The 987-nt window shown below is 46.8% G+C and carries 1 protein-coding gene; it reads right to left on the minus strand.

The genetic code is table 11. The features are described from left to right. Positions 1-18: 18 nt before the first annotated feature. Positions 19-906, minus strand: a complete 888-nt coding sequence (locus QMA35_RS21805) for an IS982 family transposase (RefSeq protein ID WP_281649234.1) — start codon at positions 904-906, stop codon at positions 19-21. Positions 907-987 lie beyond the last annotated feature (81 nt).

The following is a 987-nucleotide window of genomic DNA, read 5'->3' on the forward strand; positions in this document are numbered from 1 at the left end:
TACCCAATGTGTGAGTTTTCAGGCTGAGATCATATGTTCAAATTGCATGGGAGCACGGCCAGCCTGTATGTTCAGATAGACTCCAACAGTATATCCAAGAAGCTTTCTGCTCATTCGACTCGTAAGATGCCACAAGTCGCGGCAACGAATGCGCTCGATCTCAAAGTACTCTGCTAACTGACCAATCACGGTTTCGATTCTACGACGCACCCGCATCAGTAGTTTAACGAATTTCTTTGGCCGGCTGTCTTTCATGTTCTTTCGTAAAGGTGTCTGAATATCAATGCCCAGGGCTTTGCAGTCTTTCGAGAACTCTGGCCGGATGTAGCCTTTATCCCCAATAAGAAGGCCTGCAATTTTCTCTATGAGATCATAGGCTGCATCACGCTCATCAATATTCGCAGCTGTCAGTTCCATTGCAACGGGGACACCACGAGCATCGATTAAAAGATGTCCTTGGAAACCATAAAAATGGTGCTTTTTGGAAGCGCAATAACCAAATTCGGCATCTGCCTTGAATGATCTGCACCGTGCAGCTCTTGTCCGAACACAAGCTTCTACAGGGAAGCCATCAACAAGGTGTGTATCAACGGTGTCAGCACCGAGTTCATGAACAAGATGAGCGTGAATGGTTTGTTTCACCACCCACAGATTAGCAGCTTGTCTGGCAAACTGTGATCGAGCAGGCATTGCAGGGAAAAGTACTGTCCAATGCTGAGAAAAGTATTTCCATATAGCCATATCTGTATGGTGGCCTTGCCATTCGCCAACGATCTCCATAGTGATGACTTCACTGTCTGCCAGCTTGGGAGCAGAGCCACGCTGCCGCAAAGGTGTTGGGAATAGCTGCTGATATAAATCGTCGATCAGACAAAAGACTCTGGTGATAAACTCTTCAATGGGCATGGCCGTTTCCGTCTGGTGAAATTTGTTTGCACAAAAATATTAGACGGTGGTCATGCCCCCAGAAAAACTCACACATCGGGT

The organism is Parendozoicomonas sp. Alg238-R29 (assembly GCF_947331445.1).
In the GTDB taxonomy this organism is placed as follows: Bacteria; Pseudomonadota; Gammaproteobacteria; order Pseudomonadales; family Endozoicomonadaceae; genus Sansalvadorimonas.

Coding starts and splice junctions, on each gene's coding strand:
- QMA35_RS21805 (WP_281649234.1), bottom strand. CDS start 906: ATGCCCATTGAAGAGTTTATCACCAGAGTCTTTTGTCTGATCGACGAT.